Annotated in this window: 24 protein-coding genes; 6 read left to right on the top strand and 18 right to left on the bottom strand. The window is 70.0% G+C overall.

Annotated elements, in window-relative coordinates; genetic code table 11:
* Nucleotides 1-228: 228 nt before the first annotated feature.
* From COGEMETH_RS17935 to argC, 7 genes are all read right to left on the bottom strand, one after another.
* The gene (locus tag COGEMETH_RS17935; protein ID WP_238183968.1) at nucleotides 229-555 is read right to left on the bottom strand and encodes a GlpM family protein; all 327 of its coding nucleotides are present in this window, start codon (nucleotides 553-555) and stop codon (nucleotides 229-231) included.
* An 11-nt stretch (nucleotides 556-566) separates the two neighbouring features.
* The gene (locus COGEMETH_RS17930; protein WP_238183967.1) at nucleotides 567-1,880 is read right to left on the bottom strand and encodes a replication-associated recombination protein A; all 1,314 of its coding nucleotides are present in this window, start codon (nucleotides 1,878-1,880) and stop codon (nucleotides 567-569) included.
* A 44-nt stretch (nucleotides 1,881-1,924) separates the two neighbouring features.
* Entirely contained in the window at nucleotides 1,925-3,382 is a 1,458-nt protein-coding gene (locus COGEMETH_RS17925; RefSeq protein ID WP_238183966.1) for a Do family serine endopeptidase, read from the bottom strand.
* Between the two features lie 148 nt (nucleotides 3,383-3,530).
* Nucleotides 3,531-4,352 carry an alpha/beta fold hydrolase gene (locus COGEMETH_RS17920; RefSeq protein ID WP_238183965.1) on the bottom strand — a complete coding sequence of 274 codons (822 nt, stop codon included), beginning with the start codon at nucleotides 4,350-4,352 and terminating at the stop codon, nucleotides 3,531-3,533.
* 212 nt (nucleotides 4,353-4,564) lie between these two features.
* Nucleotides 4,565-5,083, bottom strand: a complete 519-nt coding sequence (locus COGEMETH_RS17915) for a Ros/MucR family transcriptional regulator (RefSeq protein WP_238183964.1) — start codon at nucleotides 5,081-5,083, stop codon at nucleotides 4,565-4,567.
* Nucleotides 5,084-5,519: 436 nt separating this feature from the next.
* Complete coding sequence (locus COGEMETH_RS17910; protein WP_238183963.1) at nucleotides 5,520-5,990, bottom strand: nuclear transport factor 2 family protein; 471 nt, start codon at nucleotides 5,988-5,990, stop codon at nucleotides 5,520-5,522.
* A 70-nt stretch (nucleotides 5,991-6,060) separates the two neighbouring features.
* Nucleotides 6,061-7,017, bottom strand: coding sequence for an N-acetyl-gamma-glutamyl-phosphate reductase (gene argC, locus COGEMETH_RS17905; protein WP_238183962.1), 957 nt, complete (start codon nucleotides 7,015-7,017; stop codon nucleotides 6,061-6,063).
* A 169-nt stretch (nucleotides 7,018-7,186) separates the two neighbouring features.
* Between argC and COGEMETH_RS17900 the strand changes: the two genes are divergently transcribed.
* Complete coding sequence (locus COGEMETH_RS17900; protein WP_238183961.1) at nucleotides 7,187-7,699, top strand: hypothetical protein; 513 nt, start codon at nucleotides 7,187-7,189, stop codon at nucleotides 7,697-7,699.
* Nucleotides 7,700-7,765: 66 nt separating this feature from the next.
* Here COGEMETH_RS17900 and rpsI read toward each other — a convergent pair whose 3' ends face one another.
* From rpsI to COGEMETH_RS17885, 3 genes are all read right to left on the bottom strand, one after another.
* Entirely contained in the window at nucleotides 7,766-8,251 is a 486-nt protein-coding gene (gene rpsI / locus COGEMETH_RS17895) for a 30S ribosomal protein S9 (protein ID WP_238183960.1), read from the bottom strand.
* A 2-nt stretch (nucleotides 8,252-8,253) separates the two neighbouring features.
* A complete protein-coding gene (gene rplM / locus COGEMETH_RS17890; protein WP_238183959.1) occupies nucleotides 8,254-8,715 on the bottom strand; it encodes a 50S ribosomal protein L13 in 462 nt (153 codons plus the stop codon).
* 247 nt (nucleotides 8,716-8,962) lie between these two features.
* Nucleotides 8,963-9,541: a CoA-binding protein gene (locus COGEMETH_RS17885; RefSeq protein ID WP_238183958.1), complete on the bottom strand. Its 579-nt coding sequence runs from the start codon at nucleotides 9,539-9,541 to the stop codon at nucleotides 8,963-8,965.
* A gap of 123 nt (nucleotides 9,542-9,664) precedes the next feature.
* Here COGEMETH_RS17885 and COGEMETH_RS17880 point away from each other — a divergent pair, with 123 nt between their 5' ends.
* A complete protein-coding gene (locus tag COGEMETH_RS17880; protein ID WP_238183957.1) occupies nucleotides 9,665-10,099 on the top strand; it encodes a protein tyrosine phosphatase family protein in 435 nt (144 codons plus the stop codon).
* 16 nt (nucleotides 10,100-10,115) lie between these two features.
* Here COGEMETH_RS17880 and COGEMETH_RS17875 read toward each other — a convergent pair whose 3' ends face one another.
* The 5 genes from COGEMETH_RS17875 to COGEMETH_RS17855 all read right to left on the bottom strand — a co-directional run bounded on the left by COGEMETH_RS17875 (nucleotide 10,116) and on the right by COGEMETH_RS17855 (nucleotide 14,238).
* Nucleotides 10,116-10,577 (bottom strand): type II toxin-antitoxin system RatA family toxin, encoded by a 462-nt coding sequence (locus COGEMETH_RS17875; protein WP_238183956.1) that lies wholly within the window; start codon nucleotides 10,575-10,577, stop codon nucleotides 10,116-10,118.
* 7 nt (nucleotides 10,578-10,584) lie between these two features.
* Entirely contained in the window at nucleotides 10,585-11,577 is a 993-nt protein-coding gene (gene lipA / locus COGEMETH_RS17870; RefSeq protein ID WP_238183955.1) for a lipoyl synthase, read from the bottom strand.
* A 174-nt stretch (nucleotides 11,578-11,751) separates the two neighbouring features.
* Nucleotides 11,752-12,420 (bottom strand): cell wall hydrolase, encoded by a 669-nt coding sequence (locus COGEMETH_RS17865; RefSeq protein WP_238183954.1) that lies wholly within the window; start codon nucleotides 12,418-12,420, stop codon nucleotides 11,752-11,754.
* An 83-nt stretch (nucleotides 12,421-12,503) separates the two neighbouring features.
* Entirely contained in the window at nucleotides 12,504-13,271 is a 768-nt protein-coding gene (locus tag COGEMETH_RS17860) for a trypsin-like serine peptidase (RefSeq protein ID WP_238183953.1), read from the bottom strand.
* A complete protein-coding gene (locus COGEMETH_RS17855) occupies nucleotides 13,264-14,238 on the bottom strand; it encodes a threo-3-hydroxy-L-aspartate ammonia-lyase (RefSeq protein WP_238183952.1) in 975 nt (324 codons plus the stop codon). Before COGEMETH_RS17855 ends, COGEMETH_RS17860 begins: the two co-directional genes overlap by 8 nt.
* Before the next feature lie 178 nt (nucleotides 14,239-14,416).
* On the opposite strand from COGEMETH_RS17855, the gene COGEMETH_RS17850 reads away from it, so the two are divergent.
* The gene (locus COGEMETH_RS17850) at nucleotides 14,417-15,763 is read left to right on the top strand and encodes a PQQ-dependent sugar dehydrogenase (protein ID WP_238183951.1); all 1,347 of its coding nucleotides are present in this window, start codon (nucleotides 14,417-14,419) and stop codon (nucleotides 15,761-15,763) included.
* Nucleotides 15,764-15,843: 80 nt separating this feature from the next.
* On the opposite strand, the gene COGEMETH_RS17845 is transcribed toward COGEMETH_RS17850, so the two are convergent.
* A complete protein-coding gene (locus tag COGEMETH_RS17845) occupies nucleotides 15,844-16,875 on the bottom strand; it encodes a calcium-binding protein (RefSeq protein ID WP_238183950.1) in 1,032 nt (343 codons plus the stop codon).
* 347 nt (nucleotides 16,876-17,222) lie between these two features.
* Complete coding sequence (locus tag COGEMETH_RS17840; RefSeq protein WP_238183949.1) at nucleotides 17,223-17,369, bottom strand: hypothetical protein; 147 nt, start codon at nucleotides 17,367-17,369, stop codon at nucleotides 17,223-17,225.
* A 283-nt stretch (nucleotides 17,370-17,652) separates the two neighbouring features.
* Between COGEMETH_RS17840 and COGEMETH_RS17835 the strand changes: the two genes are divergently transcribed.
* Nucleotides 17,653-17,844, top strand: coding sequence for a DUF2934 domain-containing protein (locus COGEMETH_RS17835; RefSeq protein WP_238183948.1), 192 nt, complete (start codon nucleotides 17,653-17,655; stop codon nucleotides 17,842-17,844).
* 48 nt (nucleotides 17,845-17,892) lie between these two features.
* On the opposite strand, the gene bchO is transcribed toward COGEMETH_RS17835, so the two are convergent.
* The gene (bchO, locus tag COGEMETH_RS17830; protein ID WP_238183947.1) at nucleotides 17,893-18,813 is read right to left on the bottom strand and encodes an alpha/beta fold hydrolase BchO; all 921 of its coding nucleotides are present in this window, start codon (nucleotides 18,811-18,813) and stop codon (nucleotides 17,893-17,895) included.
* 173 nt (nucleotides 18,814-18,986) lie between these two features.
* Here bchO and COGEMETH_RS17825 point away from each other — a divergent pair, with 173 nt between their 5' ends.
* Entirely contained in the window at nucleotides 18,987-19,382 is a 396-nt protein-coding gene (locus COGEMETH_RS17825; RefSeq protein WP_238183946.1) for an MAPEG family protein, read from the top strand.
* Between the two features lie 181 nt (nucleotides 19,383-19,563).
* A complete protein-coding gene (locus tag COGEMETH_RS17820; RefSeq protein WP_238183945.1) occupies nucleotides 19,564-19,713 on the top strand; it encodes a hypothetical protein in 150 nt (49 codons plus the stop codon).
* Nucleotides 19,714-19,865 lie beyond the last annotated feature (152 nt).

The following is a 19,865-nucleotide window of genomic DNA, read 5'->3' as shown; positions in this document are numbered from 1 at the left end:
AGGGGGTGGGTAATTACCCGGCACACGTTGTTGCAGGGTCGGTGGCGCTAGAGAACACCGCGACGCGAACGCGGCAGCGACCCCCAACGGGGCCGACGCCGTGGGACGCCGGGGAACCGTTCTTGAAGCTTCGTTCAGGTTCCGCGGCGTCCCGCGTCCCCTGTCCGGACTTTTTGTATTTGGGCCATGCCCCCGGCGCGGGATGCGCGCGGGGACGATTCCGCCTGCTCAGAACCAGCGCGGCCCCAGAAAGATCAGCAGGGCGGCCGCGAGCCAGGCCAGCAGGCCGCCGAGGATCGCCAGGCGCGGATCGAGGAAGCCGGAGAGCCACCAACTCGTCCCGAGGAAGACGAGGTAGGCGGGAATCGTGCGCGCACCGGCAAGGCAGGTCTCGCGAAAGGCGCCCTCGCCTTTCGGTGCCACCGCCAGCAGGGCGATGATCGCGAAGGTCGGGGCGAGCGGCAGGATGCCGGGCAGGATGTTGCCCCGGCGCGAGGCCAGCACGATCGCGACCGTCACGAGGCCGCCGGCGAGGCCCTTGAGCAGGAGGTCCATGGGGTGAAAAATCAATCCTGTCCGCGCCGCTCCCGGCGCAGGCGCTCCCAATGGGCGAGGCGCTCGGTGTAGCGGATCTCCATGCCCCGGTCCGTGGGCGCGTAGAAGTGCTGGCGCCCGAGTTTTTCGGGCCAGTAATCCTGGCCGGAGAAGGCGTCCGGCTCGTCGTGGTCGTAGCGGTAGCCCTCGCCGTAGCCCATGCGCTTCATCAGCTTGGTCGGCGCGTTGAGGATGGTGCGGGGCGGCGGCAGGGAGCCGTTGTCCTTGGCCGCGCGGGTGGCCGCCTTGTAGGCGGAATAGACCGCGTTCGATTTGGGCGCGCAGGCGAGGTAGATCGTGGCCTGGGCGAGCGCCAGCTCCCCCTCCGGGCTGCCGAGGAAGTCGAAGGCGTCCTTGGCGGCCGTGGTGATGACCAGGGCCTGCGGGTCGGCGAGCCCGATATCCTCCACCGCCATCCGCACCAGGCGCCGGGCGATGAACAGGCGGTCCTCGCCCCCGTCGAGCATCCGGCAGAGGTAGTAGAGGGCCGCGTCCGGGTCCGAGCCGCGCACGGTCTTGTGCAGGGCGCTGATCAGGTTGTAGTGGCCCTCCTGCGCCTTGTCGTAGATCGGCGCCCGGCGCTGGACGATCCGCTGCAGGGCCTCCGCATCGAAGGTCTCCGCGGGCCCGGCCGAGCGCCAGACCTCCTCGCAGAGCGTCAGGGCGGCGCGCCCGTCCCCGTCGGCCATGCGCACCAGCACCCCGCGCGCCTCCTCGGTGAGCGGCAGGGCCTGGCCCGTCAGGTCCTCGGCCCGGGCGATCAGCTTGGCGATGGCGCCTTCGTCGAGCGCCCGGAACAGCAGCACGCGGGCCCGCGACAGCAGCGCCGCGTTCAGCTCGAACGAGGGGTTCTCCGTGGTGGCGCCGACCAGCGTGACGGTGCCGTCCTCCATCACCGGCAGGAAGGCGTCGAGCTGGGCCCGGTTGAAGCGGTGGATCTCGTCCACGAACAGCAGGGTGCCCTGCCCCGTGGCGCGCCGGCGCCGGGCCGCCTCGAACACCTTCCGCAGGTCCGGCACCCCGGAGAAGATCGCCGAGATCTGCTCGAAATACAGGTCGGTCTCGTTGGCGAGGAGCCGCGCCACGGTGGTCTTGCCGGTGCCCGGCGGTCCCCAGAACACCAGCGAGCCGAGCGTATGGGAACGCAGCAGCCGGGTCAGCGCCCCGTCCGGCCCGGTCAGGTGCTCCTGGCCCACCACCTCCGGCAGGGTGGCGGGGCGGAGTCGGTCGGCCAGCGGCCGGGGTGCGGCCGCGTCGAGGCCGGCTGTGGCGAAGAGGTCGGACATGCCCGCATCAACACCGGGCAGGTCCGCTCGCGCAAGCGTTCGATCTAGCCCCCGAACACCGACGTCAGCACCTCGCCGCCGCGGTTGATCGCAACCTCCCACATGTTGAGGCTGGTGCGGGTGACGCGGTCGAGGTCCTTGGTGGTCGCGACCGGCGCGCCGTTGATCGCCACGACCACGTCGCCCTTGCGCAGGCCGGCGCGGGCGGCGAACGAGTTCTCCTCCACCTCCTGCACGGCCACGCCCTCCGCGGGGAAGTCCACCTGCATCTCCTCGGCCACCGCCGGGGAGGTGTTGACGAAGGTCGCGCCCAGGAAGGGCGAGCGGGTGCGCACCTTCAGCACGTCGCGGGGGCGCAGTTCCGGGGCGGGCCCCAGCTTCACCGGCACTGTGGTGCGGCTGGTGCCGCGCAGGATGCCGAACCTGGTCTGGCCCTCGATGCCTTTGAGGGCGAAGCGGTAGCCGAAGGCCTCCGGGTCGTCGACGCTGCGGCCGTCGACGTTGAGGATCAGGTCGCCGCGCTTCAGGCCCGCCTCCTCGGCCGGGCTCTTGGGGCTGAGGCTCGCCACCAGCACGCCGGTGGGGTGGTCCAGCCCCATGCTCTCGGCGATGTCGGGGGTCACGGTCTGGACGCGGGCGCCGAGCCAGGGCCGGCGCACGGTGGTGGCCCCCGCCTTGGCCGCCTCCACCACCGCCTTGACCATGCCCGCGGGGATGGCGAAGCCGATGCCGTGGCTGCCGCCGGACTGGGAGTAGATCGCGGTGTTGATGCCGACCAGTCGACCCTGGAGGTCGACCAGGGCGCCCCCCGAATTGCCCGGATTGATCGCGGCATCCGTCTGGACGAAGGACTGGTAGTCGGAGGTGCCGACCTGGGTGCGGGCCAGCGCCGAGACGATGCCCTGCGTCACCGTCTGGCCGACGCCGAACGGGTTGCCGATCGCCATCACGAAGTCGCCGACCTCCAGGCTCTCCGAGTCCCCGAACGGCATCGGCACGAGGCCGCCCGGGTTCTTGATCTTGACGACGGCGAGGTCGGTGCGCGGGTCGCGCAGCACGATCGTCGCCTCGAACTCGCGCCGGTCGGCGAGGGAGACGCGTACCTCGTTCATGTTGTCGATGACGTGGTTGTTGGTGATGACGAGGCCGGACTCGTCCACGATCACCCCGGAGCCCAGGGACTTCTTCGCCCGCTCGCCGCGGGGACCGCCGGGCACGCGCCCGCCGCTGTCCTCGCCGAAGAACCGGCGCATGAACTCGTCCATGGCGCTGGCGCGCGCGTTGGAGCGCTTCTCGACCTGGGAGGCGTAGACGTTGACCACGGAAGGAGCGGCCCGCTTCACCACGGGCGCGAAGGAGAGCTGGACCTCGCCCCGGCCCTGCGGGGCGGCCTTGGCCGGCGCGGCGGCCTCGGGCGTCTTCATCATCTGCGCCGGAGCGGGTCCGGCCAGGAGCAGAAGCGTCGCGGCGCTCGACAGGAGCGGGGCGAATCGACGTGGCATGCAGGGGCTCCGGAAGGCGGATCGCGCCCGGCACATCCGGGTGACAGGACGGCGCGGGGCGGATCGCAGATCGTTCGCGCCTGTCTATCGCGGCCGATTGCGGCGCGCGAGAGTCGATCCCGCGCGCCTTGCCCGCGCCCGCCTCCGATCAGGTCCGGAGAAACGCCAGAAGGTCGACTGTCAGCCGGTCGGCATGGGTGAAGGGCAGCGCGTGGGGCGCGCCGTCGTAGATCACGAGGCGCGCGTCCGCGATGGCGGCGGCCGCGGCCTTGGCTGAGATGTCGATCGGCACGGTCTGGTCGTCGTCGCCGTGGATCACGAGCGTGGGGACCTTGAAGTGGGCCATGTCGGCGCGAAAGTCGGTCTCGCCGAAGGCATGGACGCAATCGACCGTGGCTTTGGGCGAGGCCAGCATCGCCAGGTTGCCGGTCCACTGGATCATCTCGCTGGAGGCGGGCGAACTGAACAGGCCGGCCCCGAAGAAGGTCTTGGAGAAGTCGGCCAGGAACTTCGGGCGGTCCGCCTTCAGGCCGTCGACCATGCCCTGGAACACGCTGGCGTCGACGCCCTCGGGATGGTCGGCGGCCTTGAGCAGGTAGGGCGTCACGGCCGAGACCAGCACGGCCTTGGAGACGCGGGCGCCGCCGTGGCGCGACATGTAGCGGGCCATCTCGCCGCCGCCCATCGAGAAGCCGACCAGCACCGCCTCCTGGAGGTCGAGGTGGTCGAGCACGGCCTTCAGGTCGTCGGCGAAGGTGTCGTAGTCGTAGCCGCTCCAGGGCTGGTCGGAGCGGCCGAAGCCGCGCCGGTCGTAGGCGATCGTGCGGAAGCCCGCCTCGGTAAGGGCCGGCATCTGGTACTCCCACATGTCGGCATCCAGCGGCCAGCCGTGGATGAGAACGACGGGGCGCCCGCTGCCCCAGTCCTTGTAGAAGAGCCGCGTTCCGTCCTGGGTCTCGATGAACGCCATGCCGCTCTCCGTCCGGGCCGGTCCCGCCCGTCGCCTCTCACGCGGGGCCGGGTCGCGGCGGTCCCTGTGCTCGGTGAAGTGGCCGCCGTGCGGGAACGTTCCCTTCAGGCGCGGCGAACGCAGGGACGCCGGCGCCGTCCTGCGGCCCCGGCGTCGGATGGCATCCGATCGGACGGCTGGTCCCTCCGAAAAAACTGGCGGTCCGGTGCGCCTCAGGCGTCCTTCTTCCGGCGCGGCGCGCGAGACTTCTTCTCCGGCATCGCACTCTCGGCGATCACGACCTCGACCGGCGCCACGTCCGAGACCTCCTCGGTCTTGGCGGATTTGCGGCGCTGCTGGCCGAGGCCGAGGGCGCGGGCCAGCTCCGAGCGCTGCTCGGAGTAGTTCTGCGAGGTCATCGGGTAGTCCGGGGCGAGACCCCACTTGGCGCGGTACTGCTCGGGCGAGAGGCCGCGCAGGGTGAGGTGGCGGCGCAGGGTCTTGTACGGCTTCCCGTCCTCGAAGCTGATCAGGTACTCGGCAGAGATGGAGCGCTTGATCTCCTGCACCGTCGCCTTGGCCGGACCGGCTTCCGGAGCGACGCTCACCGACACCCCGCAGATGGCGCCATGCACATCGCTGAGGAGCTTCGGCAGTTCGACGCTCTGGACATGATTGTTGCTGACATAGGCAGAAACAATGTCGGCCGCGAGCGTGATCAGGCGGACCTTCTCGATATCGGGTTCGGTCATGAGCGTCGCGCCATCGTTCCGGTGAGGTCGTATCCAAGCCCGCGTCAAGCTCAGAGCCGACGTTCGGCCATCTGATACAATCTCTTTCCCGACTTCCGTCAAGAGTTAAAAGGGTGCATATAATCCTGTACCGGCCTCGTGCGAACGAAATCCATTCTCCAATGCCCGGGTCAAACCGGATTTTCAGGCGTACCGATTCCTGATCGTGCGCAATAGACTTGCCCGCATCCAACGATCTCACGCTGTGCTTGGACGAGGCCAGTCCGGCTCCCCCTTCGGACGAGTTGCGTCGGCCTGCGGGCCGCGGGGCCGCCGGACGCATCTCGGCGCGCAGGCCACTTCGCCCGATCCCCGGCATCCTCCGGTCAATCGGCGTCGCGGACAGCGACGGCGGAGCGGTTCATACGCCGGCCGTCACGCGTCCGGATGGACCGGCTCAGAGGCCGAGATCGCTCAGGCCCGGATGGTCCGCCGGACGGGGCCCCTGCGGCCAGTGAAACTTCCGCTCCCCTTCCGAGATCGCCACGTCGTTAATGCTGGCCTCGCGGCGGCGCATCAGGCCGGTCTCGGTGAACTCCCACTGCTCGTTGCCGTGGGAGCGGAACCAATCCCCGGCCTCGTCGTGCCATTCATAGGCGAAACGCGCCGCGATCCTGTTGCCGTGGAAGGCCCAGACCTCCTTGATCAGGCGGTACTCCCGCTCGCGCTGCCACTTGCGGGTCAGGAACACGACGATGGCCTCGCGTCCGCTGAAGAACTCGGAGCGGTTCCGCCACCAGCTGTCCGGTGTGTACGCGAGCGAGACACGCTCCGGATCGCGGGTGTTCCAGGCGTCTTCGGCGCCGCGGGCCTTCCGGGCCGCCGTCTCGGCGTCGAAGGGCGGCAGGGGCGGGCGTGTGTCCGACATGGTGCGACGGTCTCTGCGTGGCGAATGCGGGACTGTCCGACGGCCCGGCCACCGGGGTCAACCGGTGCCGTCAGGCGTCGAGCCCGAGCATCAGCCCGATGTTCTGCACGGCCGCGCCCGAGGCGCCCTTGCCGAGGTTGTCCAGGCGCGCGACCAGCACGGCCTGCCGGTGCTCATGCGAGCCGAACACGCGCAGTTCCAGCCGGTCGGTGTCGTTGAGAGCCTCCGGCTCCAGCTTCTCCAGATGGGCGCCGGTGGTCGCGCCGGGCACGACCTGCACGAGGGGCCGGCCCTCGTACCAGGCGGTGAGCGAGGCCTCCAGGTCGCCCGCGCCGGGCCGTCCGGGCAGGGCGTCGAGGTGGAGGGGGATGCTCACCAGCATGCCCTGGCGGAAATTGCCGACCGAGGGGATGAAGATCGGCCGGCGCGTGAGCCGGCTGTAGGCCTGCGTTTCCGGCAGGTGCTTGTGGCCGAAGCCGAGGCCGTAGAGCTGGAACGGCGCGCCGTCGCCCGATTCGTAGCTCTCGATCATCCCCTTGCCGCCGCCGCTATAGCCGCTGACGGCGTTGATGCTGACCGGGTGGTCGGCCGGGACCAGCCCGTCCGCGACCAGCGGGCGCAGCAGCGCGATGGCGCCCGTGGGGTAGCAGCCGGGATTGGCCACGCGCCGCGAGGCCGCCACCGCCGCACCCTGGTCCTGCGTCATCTCGGGGAAGCCGTAGGTCCAGCCGGGGCTGACCCGGTGGGCCGTGCTCGCATCGAGGATTTTTGGGCCTCCGCCCGGCAAGGCGTCGGCCAGGGCCACGGTCTGGCGGGCCGCGTCGTCGGGCAGGCACAGCACAACCAGGTCGACCTCGGAGAGCAGCACGCGCTTGGCGTCCGGGTCCTTGCGGCTCTCCGCAGGGATGCTGCGTAGCGCAACGCGGCCGTCGCGGGCGAGGCGCTCGCGGATGCCGAGGCCCGTCGTCCCGGCCTCGCCGTCGATGAAAACCGTCGGCTGCGCCGACCTGCCGTTCCCGTGCGCCATCGCGTGTCGTCCTCTGGCTCCGGCCGGGAGCCAAGTCTATCGCTGCGGTGCGGGAGGTGGCCGGTGCGCGACCGCCTGTCAATGCCGTCCACAGCCCGCATGGCGGCTCAGGAACCCGCCTTCGGCCCTTCGGTTGTCCGCCGGAGACGGTTGGAAAGGAAGGCGGGGCATGGCGGAGACAGCGGAGAAGTCCGATCCGAAGCTCTGGGATCGCGTGAAGGAGCGGGTGACGCGCTCGGCCAAGGGCGGGAAGGCCGGCCAATGGTCCGCGCGAAAGGCCCAGATGGCGACGGCGGAATACAAGAAGGACGGCGGCGGCTATGTCGGCACCAAGACCGCCGACAACCACCTCAAGCAATGGACCGAGGAGGTGTGGGGAACGAAGTCCGGCCACGAGAGCGGGAAGACCGGCGAGCGTTACCTGCCGAAGAAGGCGCTCGAGGCAGTGTCCGATTCGGACTACGCGCGCTCCACGGCCCGCAAGCGGGCCGACACGGCGAAGGGCCGGCAGTTTTCGAAGCAGCCGAGCGACGTGGCCGAGAAGACGGCGGCCGCGCGCAAGGCCGGGACCGCGAAGGCCGGTCCGACCAAGGCCGAACTGATGCGAAAGGCCCGCGCGCAGGGCGTGGCCGGCCGCTCGACCATGTCCAAGGCGGAACTGGAGGCCGCGGTACGCGCCTGAGGCCGACCGCCCAAAAAAAAGGGCGGCCCCTCGCGGAGCCGCCCTCGTCGTCGAATTGTCGTGCGATCAGCGCTTCGAGAACTGGAAGCTGCGACGGGCCTTCTTGCGGCCGTACTTCTTGCGCTCGACCACGCGGGAGTCGCGGGTGAGGAAGCCCTCGCGCTTGAGGGGGGCGCGCAGCTCCGGCTCGTAATAGGTCAGGGCCTTCGAGAGGCCGTGACGCACGGCGCCGGCCTGACCCGAGAGGCCGCCGCCGGCCACCGTGACGACGATGTCGTACTGGTCGACGCGGTTGGCGATCTGGAGCGGCTGGCGCAGGATCATGCGCAGCACGGGCCGGGCGAAGTAGACCTCGACCGGGCGCTTGTTGACCGTGACCTGGCCGGAGCCGGGCTTGATCCAGACCCGGGCGACCGCATCCTTGCGCTTGCCGGTGGCGTAGGCGCGGCCCTGCGCATCGAGCTTCTGCACGTGCACGGGGGCCGCGTTCTCGGCATCGGAGCCGCCGGCGTTCGACCGGTTGAGATCGGCGAGGGACTGGAGGGTCGCCATGATCAAGCGCTCACGTTCTTACGGTTGAGGACGCCGACGTCGAACGCCTGCGGCTGCTGGGCAACATGGGGGTGCTCCGTGCCCTTGTAGACGCGGAGGTTGCCCATGATCTGGCGGAAGAGCGGGCCGCGCGGCAGCATGCGCTCGACGGCCTTCTCCACGACGCGCTCGGGGAAGCGGCCTTCGAGGATGAACTTGGCCGAACGCTCCTTGATGCCGCCCGGATAGCCTGTGTGGTGGTAGTAGTTCTTCTGGACGTACTTGCGCCCCGTGAACTTCACCTTCTCGGCGTTGATGACGATGACGTTGTCGCCGCAATCGACGTGGGGCGTGTACGCGGGCTTGTGCTTGCCGCGCAGGCGCGTCGCGACGATCGAGGCGAGACGGCCGACGACGAGGCCTTCCGCATCGATCACGATCCACTTCTTGTCGACCTCGGCGGGCTTCAGCGATGTGGTCTTCATGGCCAAGTCCCGTGGCGTTGTGGGTGTGTTCGAAAATGAGCCGCCGCCGCGTCGGGGACGCAGCGGCGTTGGCGGGTGCATAGCGGCAGGCGGCGAAGCGGTCAACCTCGAACGACGGGCGAGATCGGCGAAAAGCCAATGGTTTCGAACGACTTCCGCATAAAGGTATCCAGACACCTTATCACTCGGCGATGGGTGTGGCTCCCCTGCCCGCCCCGGATGCCGGCCTGCCCGGACGCGATCGCCTTCAATCCTTGCGCGGGCCGCGGCTCTCGATGGTCAGCTTCTGCACGCCCTTGGCGGCGAGCCTCGGCTTCTTCGCGCTGATGATGCGCGAGTTCACCCCGGTCCAGCCGATCTCGCCGGAGAGGCGGCCGTACTCGATCTTGGGGCAGCGGTTCATGATCACCGTGACGCCCTGCGCCTCGGCCCTGGCGGCCGCCGCGTCGTCGCGCACGCCGAGCTGCATCCAGATCACCTTGGGCGGGGTGGCAAGGGCAAGCGCCTCGTCCACCAGGGGCCCTGCCGCGCTCGAATTGCGGAAGATCTCGACCATGTCCACCGGCTCGGGCAGGCCCTTGAGCGAGGACGCCACCGTCCGACCCAGAAGTTCCTGGCCGGCGAGCCCGGGATTGACCGGCGTCACCGCGAAGCCGCGGGCGAGCAAGTATTTCAGCACGATCCAGCTCGGTCGGGCGGGGTTAGCCGAGGCGCCGACGAGGGCGATGCTGCGCGTCGCCTGCAGGATCGCGCGGATGTCCGCGTCCGCATAGCGGTCGTGGCGGGTGGGCAGCCCGGCGGGCGCCTGGTCCAGGGTCGGTATCATGGCCGGCTCTTGTCGGTGTTCGGCCGGGCGAGCGCAAGGCGCCGCGCGTGCGGGGCTCGTGGCGCTGACCCCCTCGGCCTACGATAGGGGAATCGGGACACGCTCGGGGCTTTGGCGGACGACATGGCGCTCACACGGATCGACGGGACTTTCTCGGTCGCGGGCCAGCCGACGGACGACGAGATCGCCGGGTTCGGCCGCACGGGCGTCGCGCTGCTGATCAACAACCGGCCGGACGGCGAGGAGGCGGGCCAGCCGGGCTCGGCCGCCGAGGAGGCCGCTGCCGCGCGCGCTGGGCTCGCCTACAGCCACCTGCCGGTGACGGGTCCGACGATCACGCGGGACGACGTGGCGCGTTTTTCCGAAATGGTGGCGCAGGCCTCCGGCCCGGTCGTCGCCCATTGCCGCAGCGGCACGCGCTCGCTCACCCTCTGGGTGCTGGGCGAGGTGCTGGCCGGCCGGATGCGCCGGGAAGACATCCCCGATTTCGGGCGCAGCCGCGGCTTCGACCTGTCGGGCGCCCTCGCTTGGCTCGACGCCCACGCGCCCAAGGCTTGACGAGCGCCGGCGAGCCTCAGGCCGCAGCCGTGCCGTAGACCCGGTCGGCGCGCGCCTCGAAGGCGTCGGTGAACTTGCGGAAGGCCCGGTCGAACATCGTGCCCATCAGGAGCCCCAGGGTGCGGCTCTTGAACTCGTAGGTGATGAAGAAGTCGATGACGCAGCCGCCATCCGCCCCGTCCTTGAAGACCCAGCGGTTCTCCAGGTGCCGGAACGGTCCGTCGATGTACTCGGCGGTGATCCTGAGACCGGCCGGATCGAGGCTCACGCGGGTGGTGAAGCGCTCGCGGATCGCCTTGTAGCCGACGCCCATCTCGGCCACGAGCACCTGCGTGCCGCCGGCCCCGTCCTGCCGGCGCAGCACCCGCAGGGATTCGCAGAGGGGCAAGAACTCGGGATAGCGCTCCACGTCGGCCACGAGGTCGTACATCTGGCGCGGCGAGTGTCGCACCGCGCGGTCGATCCGGAAGGACGGCATCGCTGGCTCAGGCTGACCGGGCGGGCGCGAGGCGGGCGCGGCGGACCGCCTGGAGGCGTGCGAAATCCTCGCCCGCATGGTGCGAGGATCGGGTGAGCGGCGTCGCCGAGACCAGCAGGAAGCCCTTGGAATAGGCGGTCGTCTCGTAGGTCTTGAACTCGTCGGGCGGTACGAACCGCACCACCTCGTGGTGCTTCTTGGTCGGCTGGAGGTACTGGCCGATGGTGAGGAAGTCGACCTCGGCCGAGCGCAGGTCGTCCATGAGCTGGACCACCTCGTTCCGCTCCTCCCCCAAGCCGACCATGATGCCGGACTTGGTGAAGATCGCCGGGTCGAGTTCCTTCACCCGCTGGAGCAGGCGCACGGAGTGGAAGTAGCGGGCGCCGGGCCGCACGGTGAGATACTTGCCCGGCACCGTCTCCATGTTGTGGTTGAACACGTCGGGACGCGCCGCGACCACGCGCTCCAGCGCACCGTCCTTGCGCAGGAAGTCGGGGGTGAGGATCTCCACCGTGGTGGCGGGGCTCGCCCGCCGGATCGCTCCAATGGTGCGGGCGAAGTGCTCGGCGCCCCCGTCCTTCAGGTCGTCCCGATCGACGGAGGTGATGACCACGTGGTGCAGGCCGAGCTTGGCCACGGAATCGGCGATCTTCTCCGGCTCGTCCGCGTCGAGGCCCTGGGGCAGGCCAGTGCGCACGTTGCAGAAGGCGCAGGCCCGCGTGCAGGTGTCGCCCATGATCATGAAGGTGGCGTGGCGCTTCTCCCAGCACTCGCCGATGTTGGGGCAGCCCGCCTCCTCGCAGACCGTGACCAGGCCGTGCTCCCGCACGATCTTCCTGGTCTCCTCCCAGGCCGGCGAGCCGGGTGCCTTCACTCGGATCCAGTCCGGCTTTTTGGCCTGCACCGGCCGGTCGGGCCTGTGGGCCTTCTCCGGGTGGCGCATCGGCGCCGGCAGCACCGGGCGGGGGTCGTTCTTGAGAATGTCGAGGACGATGGCCATGCCACACCGCGATACGCATCTGCGCCGGGCGCGATGCTTCTGGGAGGAGGCAAGACTTAAGGCCTCGGCCGATCCTCCGCAAACGGGCGCGACGCTTGGATGCACCGCGAAAGGGGACAGGATGCGGCGGCCGTCACGCCCACGCCTGCGTGAGGGACGATGGCGGGCGGCGCTTCAGCCGCCTCGCCGGGGCTCGGCGGACAGGGCGGCGACCCGGCAGAGGTCGGCGGCCGGCCGATTCAGCTCCGTCTGCGCGGCCGGGGTCTCGGGCTCCACGGCCGCGTAGGACAGGGCCTCGGCCGAGGCCGCCTGCACGGCCGCCGGCGTCGTCGGGGCGCCGCGCCGCGTCTTCTCGTAGAAGGCGTTGCCGCCCGCATAGGCGACGTAGTGCATGTTCTTGTAGGGGTAATGCCGACCTGCGGTGTGGAAGTGCATCGCCTTGCCCACCTGGGGATGGCGCTCGCCGGCCAGTATGGCATCGGCCACGTCCGCGACCTTCGGCAGGTCCTTGTCCCGCATCGGCTTGGTCAGTACGCCCGCCGCGAACTGGTTCGGCTGGCCGACCACCGCGCAGATCCCGCCGGGGAAGACGGCGGCCTCGACGCGGTTCATCACCACCGTGCCCACCGCGAGCAGACCTTCCGTGTCGGTCCTGTTCGATTCGAAGTACATCGCCCGGCCCAGGCAGTCGCGCTCGGCCTCGGTGGCGGCCACGGGGGCCTTGCGGGTGACGGAGCCGGTGGTCACGAGGGCATTCGGCTGCGAGTTGCAGGCGGACAGGGCGGTCCCCACCGCGATCAGGCCGAGACCGCCGATCGCCCGCATCACCGGAATGCCTCGCATGCCGTCCCGCTCCCCTGGTCGCACGCGGTTCGCGCCCGCTTCGCCTTCGGTCAAGCTTGAACCCGAATCGGGTTTCTTTGTGGTCACGGGCCGGGTTTGCCCTCGGCCTGGGCCCTCAGCAAGGCCTCGGCGGCCTCACGGAAGGCGCGGACCGGCACCGCGACGGACAGGTCTTCCGCGCCCTGCTCGGTCCGGCCGGCGACCAGGATGCCGATCACCATCGGCCCTGCCGGCCCGGTCCGGAGCAGGGCCGAGCCGGATTCGCCCGGGATCGCCCGGCAGGCGTGCAGGAGGAGCGGCTCAGGGCCGGCCGTGGCGCGTGCCGAGCAGCGGCCTTGCGCGCTCATGCGCTCGGACCTGTCGCGGCTGTAGCCCGCCCGCCGGATGTCCGAACCGATGTCTGGGTCGCCCTCCGCAGATGCCGGCTCCAGGGCGATCGGCTTCACGGGGATCGCCTCGGCAAGTTCGATGAGCGCCCAGTCGCGGGCGAGGTTCGCGGGTGCCGTGCCGTAAAGGTAGTCCGGTCCGGTCCGATAGGCGCTGGCGACCGCGTGGGCGAGGTAGCGCCCCTGGGCCCAGCCGGCCACGAAATGCACCACCGCCGGCGTGACCCAGCGCTTGCGGGGCTCGTCCCACAGGCAATGGGCCGCGCTCAGCGCCAGCCGCGGCCCGATCAGGCTCGCGGTGCAGAACCGGCGGCGGTTCGCGCCCGTGACGACGTTGAGCTTGCCGATGGCCGTGTAGGGCCATTGCGCGGGATCGAACGCCGTCTCCTCCGCCCTCGCCGGGCCCGCCTGGACGAGGGCGACAAGCGTGACGGCAGCGAACCTCCGCCGGGACGCCTCAGGCACCCACGAACCGGGCGAAGGCCGCCAGGTCGATGTTGCCGCCGCTGATGACCACGCCGACGCGCTTGTCCCGGCAGTCGATGAGGCCGTGCAGCACCGCGGCCGCGGCCAGGCATCCGGTCGGCTCGACGACGAGCTTCATCCGCTCGGCGAAGAACCGCATCGTCTCCACGAGTTGAGCGTCGGAAACCGTCAGCACGTCGTGCACCCGCTCCTTGATGATCGGGAAGGTGTGGCTCCCGAGGAAGGTGGTCTGAGCGCCGTCCGCGATCGTCTTCGGCACGGGAATCGTCACGATCCGCCCCTCGCGGAAGGAGCGCTGGCCGTCGTCGCCCGCCTCCGGCTCGACGCCGATCACCCGGCAGCCGGGGGAGCGCTCGGCGGCGGCCAGCGCGCAGCCGGAGAGCAGGCCGCCGCCGCCGAGGCAGGCCACGAGCACGTCGAGGGGACCGGTCTCCTCGATCAGTTCCAGGGCGAGCGTGCCCTGGCCCGCGATCACGTCCGGGTGGTCGTAGGGCGGAATCAGGCTCAGGGAGCGCTCCTCGGCGAGCGCGCGCCCGATGGCGACCCTGTCCTGGCTGTAGCGATCGTAGGTGACGACCTCGGCGCCGTAGCCGCGGGTCGCCGCGACCTTCATCGCCGGGGCGTCCAGCGGCATGACGATGGTGGCCGGCACCCCCAGGAGCCGGCTCGCCAGGGCCATCGCCTGGGCGTGGTTGCCTGAGGAATAGGCCAGCACGCCGCGGGCTCGGGCGGCCTCGGGAAGCGCCGAGATCGCGTTGAAGGCGCCGCGGAACTTGAAGGCGCCGGCCCGTTGCAGGTTCTCGGCCTTGAAGAACAGCTTTCCGCCGGCGCGCGCGTCGGCGGTGCGGGAGGTCAGGACGGGGGTGCGGTGGGCGACGCCTGCGATGCGCTCGGCGGCGCGGGCGACGTCGGCGAAGGTCGGCAGGCTGAGGGGCGCATCGGTCATCGGGGATTCCTGTCTCGGCTCGCTCGGCATCGGTCGCGCGCGTCGGCGGCGGGTCGCCCTTCCATACGCGCCGGGGCGGCATGCGTGCAGCCCGCGAGGCGGAGCGGAGCCAACAGCGTCCTCGCATCTTATCAAAACCGCGAAGGCCCGCATCGGACGGCCTTCACGGAAGGACGAGATGCGGACACGATCGAAATTCGGCCTCGCGGCCCTGGCGCTGGTGCTGCTCGGCGGCGCGGCCGTCACCCGCTTCGTGATCTATCCCGAGAGCGCCACCCTCCAACTCGCGGATGGTCAGGGGGCGTCGCCGAGCCTGCCCGCACCGAACCCGACGCCGGTGCCGACCGTCAACATCGCGCCGGCCACCGGCTGGGCGAAGGGCGCCAGGCCCACGCCGGCCTCCGGCCTCTCGGTTGCCGCCTTCGCCGAGGGGTTGGACCATCCCCGCTGGCTCTACACCCTGCCCAACGGCGACGTGCTCGTGGCCGAGAGCAACACACCGCCCTCCGACGGCACCCCGCAGGGCGTGAAGGGCTGGATCGCCGGCAAGATCATGGATCGGGCGGGTGCGGGGGTGAAGAGCCCGGATCGGATTACGCTGCTGCGCGACACGGACGGCGACGGCATCGCCGACAAGCGGTCGGTGTTCCTGAAGGGCCTGCGCTCGCCCTTCGGCATGGTGCTGGTGGGCGGCGACCTCTACGTCGCCAACGCCGACGCCCTGGTGCGCGTGCCCTACAAGGAAGGCCAGACCGAGATCGCGGAGACGCCCCGGAAGGTCGTCGACCTGCCCGCCGGGCTCAACCACCACTGGACCAAGAACGTGGTCGCAAGCCCCGATGGGGGCAAGCTCTTCGTCACCGTGGGCTCGAACAGCAACGTCGGCGAGAACGGCCTCGAGATCGAGAAGGGCCGCGCCACCATCTGGGAGTTCGACCGGGCAAGCGGCGCGATGCGGGAATACGCCACCGGCCTGCGCAACCCCAACGGTCTCGCCTTCGAGCCAGTCACCGGCGCCCTCTGGACCGCAGTCAACGAGCGTGACGAGATCGGCAGCGACCTCGTGCCGGACTACGTGACCTCCGTGAAGGAGGGGGCGTTCTACGGCTGGCCCTACAGCTATTACGGCAGTCACGTGGACGAACGCGTCCAACCGCAGCGGCCGGACCTCGTCGCGAAAGCAATCGCGCCGGACTACGCGCTCGGCCCCCACACCGCCTCCCTAGGAATCGCCTTCTCGATGGGATCGAGCCTGCCCGCGGCGTGGCAGAGCGGCCTCTTCGTCGCCCAGCACGGGTCATGGAACCGCCGTCCCAAGAGCGGCTACAAGGTGATCTTCGTGCCCTTCGCGAGCGGGAAGCCAGCGGGCAAGCCGGCCGACGTGCTGACGGGGTTCCTCGATGCCGACGAGCAGGCGCAGGGGCGCCCGGTTGGCGTGGCCCTCGACAGGACCGGCGCGCTGCTGGTCTCGGACGACGTGGGCAACGCCGTCTGGCGGGTGAGCGGGACAAAAGTCTCTCAGTGACCCATGCTTCCCTGGCAGCCGCTCCCCGACACCGGTTCGGGTGTCGGCGAGCGGCTACGGGAGATCGGATCGAGCTTCGTTCAGGCGAAGAAGCCGGCGCTGACGCTTCCCGCCTGGACGCCTGCCAGTTGCACGGTGCCGCCCCCGGACAGGGTCAGCAGGGCATCGCCGTTGCCGGCGCTGGCCAGAGTGTAGGTCTGGCCCGACAGGTCGAGGCGGTCGCCCTGCGCCTGCGAGAAGCCGAGGACGAGGTCGGCCCCGGAATTCTGGCCGAAGACGTAGCGGTCCGCGCCGAGGTCGCCCGAGAGCACGTCGTTGCCGAAGTCGCCGAACAGGACGTCGTTGCCCTGGCCGCCGTAGAGGGTGTCGCTGCCCTGGCCGCCGAACAGGGTGTCGTTGCCGAGGTTGCCCAGGACCACGTCGTTGCCGAGGTTGCCGAGCACCGCGTCGTCGCCCTGGCCGCCGTAGAGGGTGTCCTGATCCTGGCCGCCGAACAGGGTGTCGTTGCCCTGGTTGCCGAACAGCACGTCGTTGCCCTGGTTCCCGAACACCGTGTCGTCGCCGAGGCCGCCGCTGTAGGTGTCGTTGCCGGCAAGGAGGAGGACGTAGTCCGGCCCGCTGGTGCCGGTCAGGTTGTCGTCGCCGTTCGTGGGCCCGCCCACGGTGGGCAGGACGTTCAGGACGAGGCTGCCGGATTCCACGCCGCCGACGTCGTCCCTCCGGCCTCCGGCCTGGATGTAGTAGGTCTGCCCTGCGGTGGCCGTGAACCGCACGGTCGAGGCCAGGAACTCGATGCGCGACGGGTCGCGGCCGGTGCCGTTGTCGTCGTTCGAGGCGATCTCGGTGAGATTGCCGTACGACGGTCCGGCGGCGCCGTTCGTGGCCTGGAAGGCTTGCAGCGTCGTGTCGAAGTTCGAACCGTTCGTGTTGAACTCGATCACGCCGGAACTGGTGGCCGTGTACTGATACCACACCGTGCTGCCCAACGGCGCCGATGCCTCGGCCGTCAAGTCCTCGCCGGAGGAACCGGTGGCGCCGGTGGTGCTCTGGGTTACGATAGGGCCCGTGATGATGGTCGCGTTGGTGATCTCGTCGTTCGTCGGAACAGCCATCGGTTACTCCCCAGCTTGGCCGTTTCCGAATAATCGATAAACTCCCCCGATGCTATACTATTTGCGCGAAGGTCGCGCCCTGGCGCATTCAGAGGTTAATCTGACAACCTTGGAAATATTTCAATAGTCAAATAGTGCAAAATTCAAGACAAAAATACCCGGTCGATAGATATCAGATCAAACTCCGGATTCTATCGCAAAATGTCCCTGGCCGATGTTTGATTTTGTCAGTCGGCTCAGCATCCGCCCAGCGCCGACTATCGCCATCTCCATGGCGCGATCGAGCATCATGCATCCCGGACGTTCGCGAATCCTCGACGCGGCCTCCCGAATTCGTCGGTCTCGGATCACACGCCTTCGGGTCCCAGCCCCGTGGCGTACGGAGCGTTCGTCCGCCGCCTGAGCAGGTGTTCCAGGCGCTGCTGCCAGCCCTGCTCCCGCTCGGCGGGCGACAGCTCCAAGGTGCGGTTCGTGGACAGCAGATCGAGGATCATGAGGACGATCCAGGGTCCCGCGATTCCGAGGAAGAAAGACATCCGTTCGCCCCTCGCTTTTCGTTTTGCACGACTGCGACGCGGCCAATGATAACCGCGGCTGCGGGGGCTGCAAGCCGCCCGGCGTCGCGCGCGGAAGAGGCACGGAAGAACGGCCTCGATGGCCGGAGCATCCACCGGATCGCCGGGGTCCGCTGCACTCATGGGTGCCATTCGGCCACGCGACCCTTCGCGCGGCCGGCAGGGGTGGACAAATCGGCCGCGAGCGGCAAACGGCTGTGTCATGACAGCGACCGCGATCACCTTCGAGCAGATACGGGAGCGCGCCTACGAGTTGTGGGAGCGGCACCACCGGCCCGCCGGCTTCGAGATGGAATTCTGGGTCCTGGCCGAGCGCGAACTCAAGGTCGAGCGTGACCGGCAGCGTGCCCAGGCCGAGGAACCCGGCGACAGCCCCGAATCCGACGCCTCCTGAGCCGGCACCCCCGCGGACGGGGCGAGACGCCGGCAGGGCCGCATCCTGCTACGCGGCCGGCACGCTGGCCGGGAGGATCGCGCGCGCGCGGGCCTCCTCCAGCAGCACCTCGGCGACCCGCTCGGGCGCCTCCTCGTGGGCGAGGTGGCCGAGGCCGCGGATCAATGCGACGCGGGCATCCGGCAGCCGGTCGCGAACGGCGAAGGCGGTGTCCGGGCGGATCGCCTTGTCGTCCCCACCCACGATCAGCAGGGTGCGGGTCGCGAGCGCCGGCAGGTCGCGGTCGAGGCGGTCGAGGTCCCAGTTCGCCATCATGCCGAGCGCCCCGCGGACATGCCCGGCCCGCGCGAACAGGCGCCGGTAGAGGTCGACCCCGGCCGCGTCGAGGCGCGAGCCGGTCCCGCCGATCAGCCGCTGCACCGCCGAGCGGTCGGCCGTCCAGGCGAAGATCTTGGGCGTTACGGGATTGAGGAACAGCATGCGCGCCATGGTGGGGAACAGGAAGCTCGCCGCCCCGGGAAAGGGCTTGAGCGCCCCGTTGAAGGCGACCAGCAGGCGCGGCTCGATCCGCCGGTCGAGGCACATCCGGGCCAGGATCGCCGCCCCGGCCGAGTGGCCCGCCGCCACGTCCGGCACCAAAGCCAGCGCCTCGCACAGGCCCGCCACCGCCTCGGCCATGCCGGGCAGCGACAGGCGGCCGGCCGGCAGCGGATCGGTGAAGCCGTGGCCGGGCAGGTCCGGGGCGACGATGCGGAAATCCTGCGCCAGGAGCGGGGCCAGCGCCCGCCAGGAATGGGTCGCCGCGCCGGTGCCGTGCAGGAGCAGCAGGACGGGGGCGCCCGCGCGCCCGAATTCCTGAACGTGCCAGCGCAGGGCGGCGGCCTCGACGAAGCGGCTCGCCGCGCGGTTCGGCCAGTCGCGGCCCTCGCGCTCCCAGTCCGGGCGGTCGTGGTCGAAGGGGCTGGCCATCGGGCTCCGTCTCGTTCCTCCCCCTGTAACCGAGACGGCCCCACGTTTGAATGGTCCCGCGGCCTACTCGGCGGTGTCTCCCGTCTTTGCCGCATGGTGTTTCGAACAGGGGCGGGTTCCGTTCTGCGAAATCAGGTCTTACGAACGCGCGGCCTGCCTCGAAGGAGACCCGAATGATCTATCCCACCCTCACGGCGTTCTACGCGGCGTTGCTCGCCCTCCTCTATGTCGGGTTGTCAGGCTGGGTCGTAGCCGGGCGCCTGTCGGGCGACGTGCTGATCGGCGACGGGGGCGAAGACGCCCTGACCCGGCGCATCCGCGCGCACGGCAATTTCAGCGAGTACGTGCCCCTCGCCCTGGTGCTGGTCGGCCTGCTCGAAGCGCACGGCGCGGCCCCGGGCCTCGTGCGGACCCTGCTCGTCCTGCTCCTGCTGGCGCGGCTGCTGCACCCGGTCGGCATGCTGGCGCCGAAGAACTCGGCCCAGCAATTCGCCTGCCGGGGCGGCGGCATCATCACGACGCTCCTAGTAACTATGGCGGCCGCGATCCTGCTCCTGATACGGGCGTGACACCGTCGCTCAATTCTACGACCCATGCGTGTTCGACCGGAAACCCGTGAAAAGTTGCTGAATTCTTGGCGCGCCATGCGGTGGCGGCATGCCACCGTCGCGGAGCCGCCTCTTGTTGCATTGCAACAAAAGCCGCATCGTCCGGGCGTCAAGAACACGCAACTCCAACTCGGAGCCGGTCATGATACCGCTCGTCCCGACCTCCGCGCAGTCCGTCGCATCCTTCGACGACCAAGGCCCTTTGCTCCGCCTGCTGCGTGACATCCTGCGGTCCTGGATCGCCCACCACCAGCGCATGGCCGACCTCGGCATCAGCGCCGCCGACGCGTGACGACCCTCACCCGGTCGCCGCCCGCACCGCGGCGCTGAGGCTGCCCGCGTCGGCATGCGGCAGCGGGCAGTAGCGCCCGTTTGCCGCTTCCGCCACGGCCCTGGCCCCGTCGCCGCGGGCACCGGTATCGATCACCAGCACCGGCAGGCCGT

The sequence above is a fragment of the Methylobacterium trifolii genome (assembly GCF_022179685.1).
Taxonomy (GTDB): domain Bacteria; phylum Pseudomonadota; class Alphaproteobacteria; order Rhizobiales; family Beijerinckiaceae; genus Methylobacterium; species Methylobacterium trifolii.
Note: the sequence above shows the minus strand (reverse complement) of the source record. Positions and strands in the feature narration are given on the sequence as shown.

Bases quoted from the DNA above. Each gene is read 5' to 3' on its own strand.
- COGEMETH_RS17845 (WP_238183950.1), bottom strand. From the start codon at position 16,875: ATGGCTGTTCCGACGAACGACGAGATCACCAACGCGACCATCATCACG.
- argC (WP_238183962.1), bottom strand. From the start codon at position 7,017: ATGGCGCACGGGAACGGCAGGTCGGCGCAGCCGACGGTTTTCATCGAC.
- bchO (WP_238183947.1), bottom strand. From the start codon at position 18,813: ATGGCCAGCCCCTTCGACCACGACCGCCCGGACTGGGAGCGCGAGGGC.
- COGEMETH_RS17885 (WP_238183958.1), bottom strand. From the start codon at position 9,541: ATGATACCGACCCTGGACCAGGCGCCCGCCGGGCTGCCCACCCGCCAC.
- rpsI (WP_238183960.1), bottom strand. From the start codon at position 8,251: ATGGCGACCCTCCAGTCCCTCGCCGATCTCAACCGGTCGAACGCCGGC.
- COGEMETH_RS17920 (WP_238183965.1), bottom strand. From the start codon at position 4,352: ATGGCGTTCATCGAGACCCAGGACGGAACGCGGCTCTTCTACAAGGAC.
- rplM (WP_238183959.1), bottom strand. From the start codon at position 8,715: ATGAAGACCACATCGCTGAAGCCCGCCGAGGTCGACAAGAAGTGGATC.
- COGEMETH_RS17910 (WP_238183963.1), bottom strand. From the start codon at position 5,990: ATGTCGGACACACGCCCGCCCCTGCCGCCCTTCGACGCCGAGACGGCG.
- COGEMETH_RS17850 (WP_238183951.1), top strand. From the start codon at position 14,417: ATGCGGACACGATCGAAATTCGGCCTCGCGGCCCTGGCGCTGGTGCTG.
- COGEMETH_RS17865 (WP_238183954.1), bottom strand. From the start codon at position 12,420: ATGCGAGGCATTCCGGTGATGCGGGCGATCGGCGGTCTCGGCCTGATC.
- COGEMETH_RS17835 (WP_238183948.1), top strand. From the start codon at position 17,653: ATGACAGCGACCGCGATCACCTTCGAGCAGATACGGGAGCGCGCCTAC.
- COGEMETH_RS17880 (WP_238183957.1), top strand. From the start codon at position 9,665: ATGGCGCTCACACGGATCGACGGGACTTTCTCGGTCGCGGGCCAGCCG.
- COGEMETH_RS17935 (WP_238183968.1), bottom strand. From the start codon at position 555: ATGGACCTCCTGCTCAAGGGCCTCGCCGGCGGCCTCGTGACGGTCGCG.
- COGEMETH_RS17840 (WP_238183949.1), bottom strand. From the start codon at position 17,369: ATGATCCTCGATCTGCTGTCCACGAACCGCACCTTGGAGCTGTCGCCC.
- COGEMETH_RS17930 (WP_238183967.1), bottom strand. From the start codon at position 1,880: ATGTCCGACCTCTTCGCCACAGCCGGCCTCGACGCGGCCGCACCCCGG.
- COGEMETH_RS17915 (WP_238183964.1), bottom strand. From the start codon at position 5,083: ATGACCGAACCCGATATCGAGAAGGTCCGCCTGATCACGCTCGCGGCC.
- COGEMETH_RS17825 (WP_238183946.1), top strand. From the start codon at position 18,987: ATGATCTATCCCACCCTCACGGCGTTCTACGCGGCGTTGCTCGCCCTC.
- COGEMETH_RS17820 (WP_238183945.1), top strand. From the start codon at position 19,564: ATGATACCGCTCGTCCCGACCTCCGCGCAGTCCGTCGCATCCTTCGAC.
- COGEMETH_RS17900 (WP_238183961.1), top strand. From the start codon at position 7,187: ATGGCGGAGACAGCGGAGAAGTCCGATCCGAAGCTCTGGGATCGCGTG.
- lipA (WP_238183955.1), bottom strand. From the start codon at position 11,577: ATGGCCATCGTCCTCGACATTCTCAAGAACGACCCCCGCCCGGTGCTG.
- COGEMETH_RS17875 (WP_238183956.1), bottom strand. From the start codon at position 10,577: ATGCCGTCCTTCCGGATCGACCGCGCGGTGCGACACTCGCCGCGCCAG.
- COGEMETH_RS17925 (WP_238183966.1), bottom strand. From the start codon at position 3,382: ATGCCACGTCGATTCGCCCCGCTCCTGTCGAGCGCCGCGACGCTTCTG.
- COGEMETH_RS17855 (WP_238183952.1), bottom strand. From the start codon at position 14,238: ATGACCGATGCGCCCCTCAGCCTGCCGACCTTCGCCGACGTCGCCCGC.